Source organism: Halobacteriovorax sp., from assembly GCF_041587335.1.
In the GTDB taxonomy this organism is placed as follows: domain Bacteria; phylum Bdellovibrionota; class Bacteriovoracia; order Bacteriovoracales; family Bacteriovoracaceae; genus Halobacteriovorax.
Window position 1 is genome coordinate 1 of the sequence record NZ_JBFGYP010000142.1, and the last position, 6768, is coordinate 6768.

The window sequence follows — 6768 nt, forward strand, 5'->3', positions numbered from 1 at the left end:
ATAAAGATAAATGCAATTAATAATGTCATAGAACTCAGTATATCAAAATAACAGCAAGTTAAAAGTGTTGAAGTTGGTTTGTGTAAGTAAACTTAAGATGAGTTGGACAAGTCAGTAGAACTACTTTCTTTATTCAAAAAAATCTTTAATTACCCTAGGAGTTTCGCACTCTTGTATAGCTATGTGTTCTATGAGTGAGGGGAGTTGTGTGCTATTATGAAGATCTTAGATACATTTCAAGTTGGCCATGATGGAGAGGACTAATGTTTGGATTATTTAAAAAGAATACAACAAAGAAGGTAGAAAAAAAATATGCTGACTTGATGACCAAGGCGGTAGAGGCCCAAAGAAATGGTAATATCGATCTCTATAGTAAGCTTTCTTTCGAGGCAGATGAGATACTTAAGGAAATTGACTCACTCAAAGAAATTGAGGACAAGAAATAATTAATTATCCAAGCTAATATAAGGTTTTAAGATATGAGTAAGTTAAAGGTTATAGTAAGTGCACTGTTTATTACTCTCATTATTTACTCTCTAGCTTATAAGAATATTCTGGCTCCAGAAGACAAGAACTCTCTCTTTGCTACTATAGCAGATATGGCAATTCCTCTATTTATGTTTTACTCTCTAGTTCTTATGTTTTTTAAAAGACGTAGTGATAATAGTGGAAAAGTTAAAACATCAAATGAAGATAAGGAATTCTTTAAAAGTATTGGCTCCGTTGATGATTACAATAGGAAGAAGTAATTGCTATTAGAATTTAAGCTTGAAGACTGGACTATCACTTAATTTCTTTTTCCTCTTATCATATTCTTGTGTTGTCTTTACTGAAGAGTGATTTACTTCTCTAGCAACAGAGTAGATATCTACACCTTGCTCAAGAAGCTCTCCAATAAAAGTTGCTCTCGCCGAGTGAGGTGTGACCTTAAAGTTTAATCCTATTTTTCTGGCGTAATTATCTATGATCTCATTAATTGTTTTAGGATTAAGAGGCTTATTTAATCTATCAGGATTAGTTGGGTTGTGAGATGGTTGAAACAGCCAATCTTCTCTATCTAATTTCCTTGATAGCTTTTCCATATTTTCTATATAGAGATCTAGAGTCTCAATACATTCTGGGTGTAAAACCTTTTGACCAATCTTTCCACCCTTGCCAATAAACTCAAGAACTCTATATTCATTTATTTCTCTATAGTCTTTAAACTTCAAGTTTAAAATCTCACTCTTTCTAAGACCTGTTGTGAAAAACATCATAAGAAGTGCACGGTGTAGTATCCCGGCCGGTGTGTTCTTAGGAATCGCTTCGAGAAGTTCTCGTACTTGAGAACCTGAAAGAGCATTAGTAGGTGATACGACATCTCTTCTAGGTCTCTTAATAGAGGAGACTGGGTTAAATTCTAAAACACTAGTTTCCACTAAAAAGTCACTGTAGCTAGATAGGGCAGCGAGCTTACGGGCAACCGTCTTAGGAGCGCAAGGTTGACCGCTACGGCCTCCAGCTTCTTGTAACCAGTTTCTGTACTTAATAATGTGAGAACGCTCTAGATCACCATAGGAGGCCAGGGAGAGTTCTTCATAGGCCCAAGTAAGAAAGTGCCTAATATCTATCTCATAGCTTGCGCGAGTATGCCTTGAATTGAAGTTATCAAAGAATTCTTGGTAGATAGTAAAAGGGTGAGCTATTTGCTCGAGTTTCTTTTCGCCCATAATTTATTATCGGCTATTTAGGCTCCAATATATAGTGATTTACTCTTTTACCACTAGGTACGCAGATTACTCGTACGCCTATTCTTTCCCTTTTAAAGAAGGATTGGAAAACAGCTAAATTTAGAGTTAAAAAAAAACGATATGTTTATATGGATCTTATAAAGAAAAAAAAATCTATTTTAAATTACTCTGAGCTTAAAGAAATTAGTGTAAAGAGCTCACTAATCAATGCTGATGGGCCATATCTTATTCAAAAGAGTGTTTGGAGTAAGCAAATCCTTAAGTCTTCAGACAGTTTTGAAAAAGAGCTGTTTAAGAAGAGTAAAACACTTTTTTCTTTTAGAGAATTAGTGGTTATAAGAGTTAAGACAAAGCAAGGGCTATCTATAGAGTCTAAAATATTAAAAGGGGAGTTTAGCTCTTTTAGTAATATCCAAGCACTAGAGAGTGAGATTCATTCACTAGATTTTCAAGTGCGAAAGAAGTCTTTTGATATAGATTATTTTGAAATAATTCACACTCATCCAACTGGTTGTTACATAGAAAAAGAAGACGGCCACGACGTTATTTCTCTTGGAGGTCTGAGTCAGTCAGATTATGACGTGGCAAACTATCTTCAAAGTAAGTACGAAGTAAGATTTGGCCTAAAGGCGATCTGCCCTGGTGGAGTTACTTATTGTTCTATTTAATTTAAAATCTTTTCGATATCATCGTAAATAGTTTCCGAATCCTTCGGGTAACCTTCAACTTCAACTATTTCATATTTAATATCTTTGTCTTTCAGTTTCATTGTTAGATCCGCAAGATGAACCCCTCCAATAACTACAGCTGGTTTTTTATCGATATTCTTTATTATTGCACGAACAAAGTAATCATTTCTCTCTTGAGTATAGCGTCTAAAGGCCGAAAGGGATTTCTTCGCTCTAATTCGTGCGTACTCCACAGGATTATCAATTTTCTTATCTACTCCATCTAGAAGTGATTTTTTATAAAGCTGATACTTCTTATTATTAGTATCTTTATATTGCTTTAATCTTGTGTAGTATCCAATATATCCATTGAGGTCACTTGAGGCCAAAGCGTTCTTTTCAATTAACGATAAGTTGTCTCCACACATTGTCATAAGCTTAGCTTTATACTTAACCTCGAGCTTAAGTGGTACTAGAGTTAATATATCTTTGAACTGTTTAGTTTTCTTCTTGGAATCTAGATTCTTATAATTCCAGCCATTATAAGTGCTATCAAATTGAGTATTAATTTCACCTTCACAGCCTTCACTAATGATAGCTTTTACTTTCTTATTCGCAATTAACTTATCTAGCTCTGTATAAATAAAGGTTTGGTTTTTATATTGAGGAAGAGATTTTGATTTATCAATATCAAGTGTTTTAGTTTTGGCCAGTAAGTGCCATTGCTTATAGATACGTACAATACTCTTTTCATTAGAGTAAGCATTTTGTGAAAATAAAAATAAAAGTATGAGTGTTTTTTTCAATTTGTTGTTCCCTTCAATTATTAATCTAGTAATTCTTCTTTGTATTTATAATTTAACCAGTCTTTTACTTCGCTTTTGTATAACTTACTAAACCTCCGGTCACTGACACCTCCTGCTAGGATGGTAAAGCTTCTTCTTTCAGATAAGTCTGTAATAAATCTCATCGAAGGACAAAATGTTGATACTCTTCCATGAGATTCATAGAGAGCTCCTTGAACTATAGTTGCCCTTGATCCCTCAATAGAGATAGGCCCATAGTCAAAGCCTAGAAAGCTAGGAAGTTTTCCATCAAAGAGAATATTCGTCATTTTGACTCTTCGTTTTTGACCCCAGGTCGAAACTTTCTTTTTTAGAAAATTCTTCTGTGTTTTAGCTAGAGCATTCTTAAAACACTCCATTTTGGATTTCTCTTTAAACCATAATTCATTATTTTCAATGATGACTTTGTCAAAAAAGTAGTAAAAATCTACAAGGATAGATGATTTCTTTTGGATATAATCCCATGCTTCGGTTGCATAGAAATCTTCTGTAAACACCTCTGCAAGAAGGTTGTGATAAAAGTCTTCAAATACAACTGCACCCTTTGAATTTTTATCGTAACAAAGATCCCAGTTCTTTAGGAGTAGGCTTATCTCATCGTTGGCAAGTAAAGGAGTAAGCTCATTTATATAGTGATGCGCCTGAATGCTATAGAGATCACTTTGCATAATTTTGAAGTCATCGACTGAAAATTGATCTTTTGATCTTAAGAGCTGATTAATTCTATCGACTCTATATGGACCCATAGGTAAATTAATTGTGATAGGAGCGTCTGGGTTTAAATAATTTTTCAAATCATTATTAGCTGTCGCTAAAAAACCGTCTTTTGGATTAACTACAGAACTGAGTTCTGAGGGGTTGATTATACCACTCCATCGAGAAAGTTGATCGCAAGCACGTAGAGGGAATAATCCGCTTTCGGCTCTTCTAGGCGCCATCCCAGATTGTTGATAAGCTATATTTCCATCACTATCACCGAGTAGCCAATTACAAGAAATTGATATTTTTGATAGGGCAGTTTTTAGTGAATAAATATCTTCACAGTCTATCATCTCATATAGAGCAATAGCAGATCCAACTGCTCCAAGCTTACTAGCAGACCACGCTCTGTTTAGGTATTTACCATCTTCTAGTTTACTGACTTTAGGGTCTGACTCTATAGTTCCACATTCATTTTCATAGATTTTAAAATGAAATGGTTTTCCTTTTTTTCTAATGATTACTTCTTCTCTAGTAGATAGGTTTACGTATTTTCCGTCGCGTAGGCAGTGCTCGTTACTTATATCTTCTATGAAGTAATCCACCATATCCATGAAGCCATAGGTAAAGCCAAAGCTTACTTTATCACTTCTTCCCATGATTATCCCAGGGAGTCCTGGCATAGTAACTCCCTGAAAGTTTCTCTCGCCAAGATGTAAGACTTGTTCATACCAGATACCAGGCAATCGATTTATTTCAAGGTGTGGGTCATTGCACTGAATGACACTATTAGACTTACTCTTACTTGGAGAGACGATCCAGTTATTTGAGGCCATCATCTTTGGTAAATAGCTATTAAATTTGATTTCTTCTGGAATCAATCCCTCAAAGTATTGCAAATCTTTTAAGTCTGAGATGATCTCTTTACTGATACTGTTCAAATGTGGCAAGAAAAGTGATTTTAATTTTTCTAAATCAACATCTTCTCTTAAGCTTTGAATGATAAATTTCTCTGCATCTTGTTGTGTCTGAGCAAGCCCTATATAGGACATAACCTTAACAACCATTAATGAGTCTTGAATAGTCCAGGGCTCCATGTGGACACCAAGAAGTTTAAACTCCCATGTTTTACCTCTGGCATCTAGAAAATGGTTTACCCCATCAGCATAGGATTGAAAGTAGGATTTAACATCTAATGGAAGCTCGTTTAAATCTTCTTGGGTTGAATTATGAAAATTCATCTGCCTCATGAAGATATCTATTTTTAGACTTTCTTCACTATCGTCTAGTAGCTCACAAATTCTTCCCTTTCCAATAATTCTTAAGAGAAACATCTGTAAAAATCTGTCTTCACAGTGAGAGAGTGCCTGAGCGTAGGCCATTGCATTTTTAGAGTGACTCGATAATTCCGTAATACCACTCTTTCTTCTTTTTAAAGTGATCTTATCATTACCGTATAATAGTTCTTGAGATTTCTTTGTGATTTTCTTCAAGCTAATACTCCTAAGACAGAGTAATAGCTTATCTTAGCTCAACTCGTTGTCAAGTTCTTGAACCTTATTCTTAACTAGCTGATATGTATTCTCACAAAGCGTACCTACATCTCTCTTAGTGAGTCCGTCTGTAGGGATTGGATCTAAGACTTCAACAATAACTTTTCCAGACTTCCACTTTGAGAAATCTAGTCCTGCATCATATGAACTTATGCAAATAGGGGAGATCGCCACTTGAGCATTTATAGCAGTGAAGAATGCACCTTTCTTAAAAGGTAAGACACCTCGACCGTGACTTCTAGTTCCTTCAGGCATCATCCAGATATTCATTTTCTTCTTCTTAATGGCCTCACCGACTTGGTCCATTGTTCCATGGGCCTTTCTCTTATTTTTTCTATCAATTAATATATTTCCACTTAACCAATAGAATTGTCCAAATAGAGGTACCCACTTTAAACTCTTCTTACCTAGAGACACTGTCCTGTCTGGAAGAATTGTACTGGCTATGAATACATCAATATTGTGTTGGTGATTAGATATAAATAAACCGGGAGTATTCTCTTTTAGTTTTTCAGCATTTCTCAATATAACTTCAATGCCTAGAATATTTATTCCAACGCTCACTAAGCGAGCAATAGTATAAACATTACTTGGATGAAAAGGTCTGAAAGCACTTATAAAAGTACCAACCACGCCAACAATAGCGAGTAGAATTACAGATAGAATGAACCGCGTTATTTTAAGTATCATATGCTCTCATTTTTAAGAAATTAGGTTACTTGAGAGCATATTAGAAGTCTAGTCGGATTTAGCTATTTTACTCTTCAAAAAGACGCTTAAAACCAGATTTATAGTATCTATTTGATAGAACTTTAAATATTGATACATCTTTGTTTGTAACAACATCAGCATTCTTTGTTTTATAAGTTTTGTCCATATAGCTTGGGTATTTTTCAACTTTACTTGAGCCTCTACCAACGTTTAACGCAAATTGTTTTTTCTTACTTGTTGTTTGTGATCCATTTCCACCGGTTAATTTTAATTTCTTTATTCCTGAAGCTTCACTTTCTTTAGTGTCAGGCTTAGTTAGCTCTTCTTGAATACTGCTAAGACTATTATCTAAAGGGCTTGCTTGTAATGGATTTGAAGCAAGTTGACTGCTAACTTTCTTTAATAAAGCTTTTTGAGCAATGGCCAAGTCATTAGGAGTTGCCTGTTTTACACCATTCTTATCTTCGAGCTTAATTTGCTTTAAGATACTGTCTCTGACTGTTCCACCTAGAGCACTACTTTGAGCAGATGTTAGATCAAAACCTTGTGCAGATGTGATACC

Annotated in this window: 8 protein-coding genes; 3 read left to right on the plus strand and 5 right to left on the minus strand. The window is 34.9% G+C overall.

The window, feature by feature from the left end; genetic code table 11:
- Positions 1–263: 263 nt before the first annotated feature.
- Entirely contained in the window at positions 264–446 is a 183-nt protein-coding gene (locus ABX784_RS14490; protein ID WP_372655775.1) for a DUF6435 family protein, read from the plus strand.
- Between the two features lie 33 nt (positions 447–479).
- On the plus strand, positions 480–749 hold the full coding sequence (locus ABX784_RS14495) for a hypothetical protein (protein ID WP_372655776.1): 270 nt from the start codon (positions 480–482) through the stop codon (positions 747–749).
- A 6-nt stretch (positions 750–755) separates the two neighbouring features.
- Here ABX784_RS14495 and ABX784_RS14500 read toward each other — a convergent pair whose 3' ends face one another.
- The gene (locus ABX784_RS14500; RefSeq protein WP_372655777.1) at positions 756–1709 is read right to left on the minus strand and encodes a tyrosine-type recombinase/integrase; all 954 of its coding nucleotides are present in this window, start codon (positions 1707–1709) and stop codon (positions 756–758) included.
- A gap of 149 nt (positions 1710–1858) precedes the next feature.
- Between ABX784_RS14500 and ABX784_RS14505 the strand changes: the two genes are divergently transcribed.
- Positions 1859–2398: a hypothetical protein gene (locus ABX784_RS14505; protein ID WP_372655778.1), complete on the plus strand. Its 540-nt coding sequence runs from the start codon at positions 1859–1861 to the stop codon at positions 2396–2398.
- On the opposite strand, the gene ABX784_RS14510 is transcribed toward ABX784_RS14505, so the two are convergent.
- The 4 genes from ABX784_RS14510 to ABX784_RS14525 all read right to left on the minus strand — a co-directional run.
- Positions 2395–3204, minus strand: a complete 810-nt coding sequence (locus tag ABX784_RS14510; protein WP_372655779.1) for a hypothetical protein — start codon at positions 3202–3204, stop codon at positions 2395–2397. The genes ABX784_RS14505 and ABX784_RS14510 overlap by 4 nt on opposite strands.
- 20 nt (positions 3205–3224) lie before the next feature.
- Positions 3225–5435, minus strand: coding sequence for a penicillin acylase family protein (locus ABX784_RS14515; RefSeq protein WP_372655780.1), 2211 nt, complete (start codon positions 5433–5435; stop codon positions 3225–3227).
- 33 nt (positions 5436–5468) lie between these two features.
- On the minus strand, positions 5469–6185 hold the full coding sequence (locus ABX784_RS14520; RefSeq protein WP_372655781.1) for a 1-acylglycerol-3-phosphate O-acyltransferase: 717 nt from the start codon (positions 6183–6185) through the stop codon (positions 5469–5471).
- 67 nt (positions 6186–6252) lie between these two features.
- Positions 6253–6768, minus strand: a 516-nt coding sequence (locus tag ABX784_RS14525; protein WP_372655782.1) for a hypothetical protein, incomplete at its 5' end; no start/stop codon positions are given.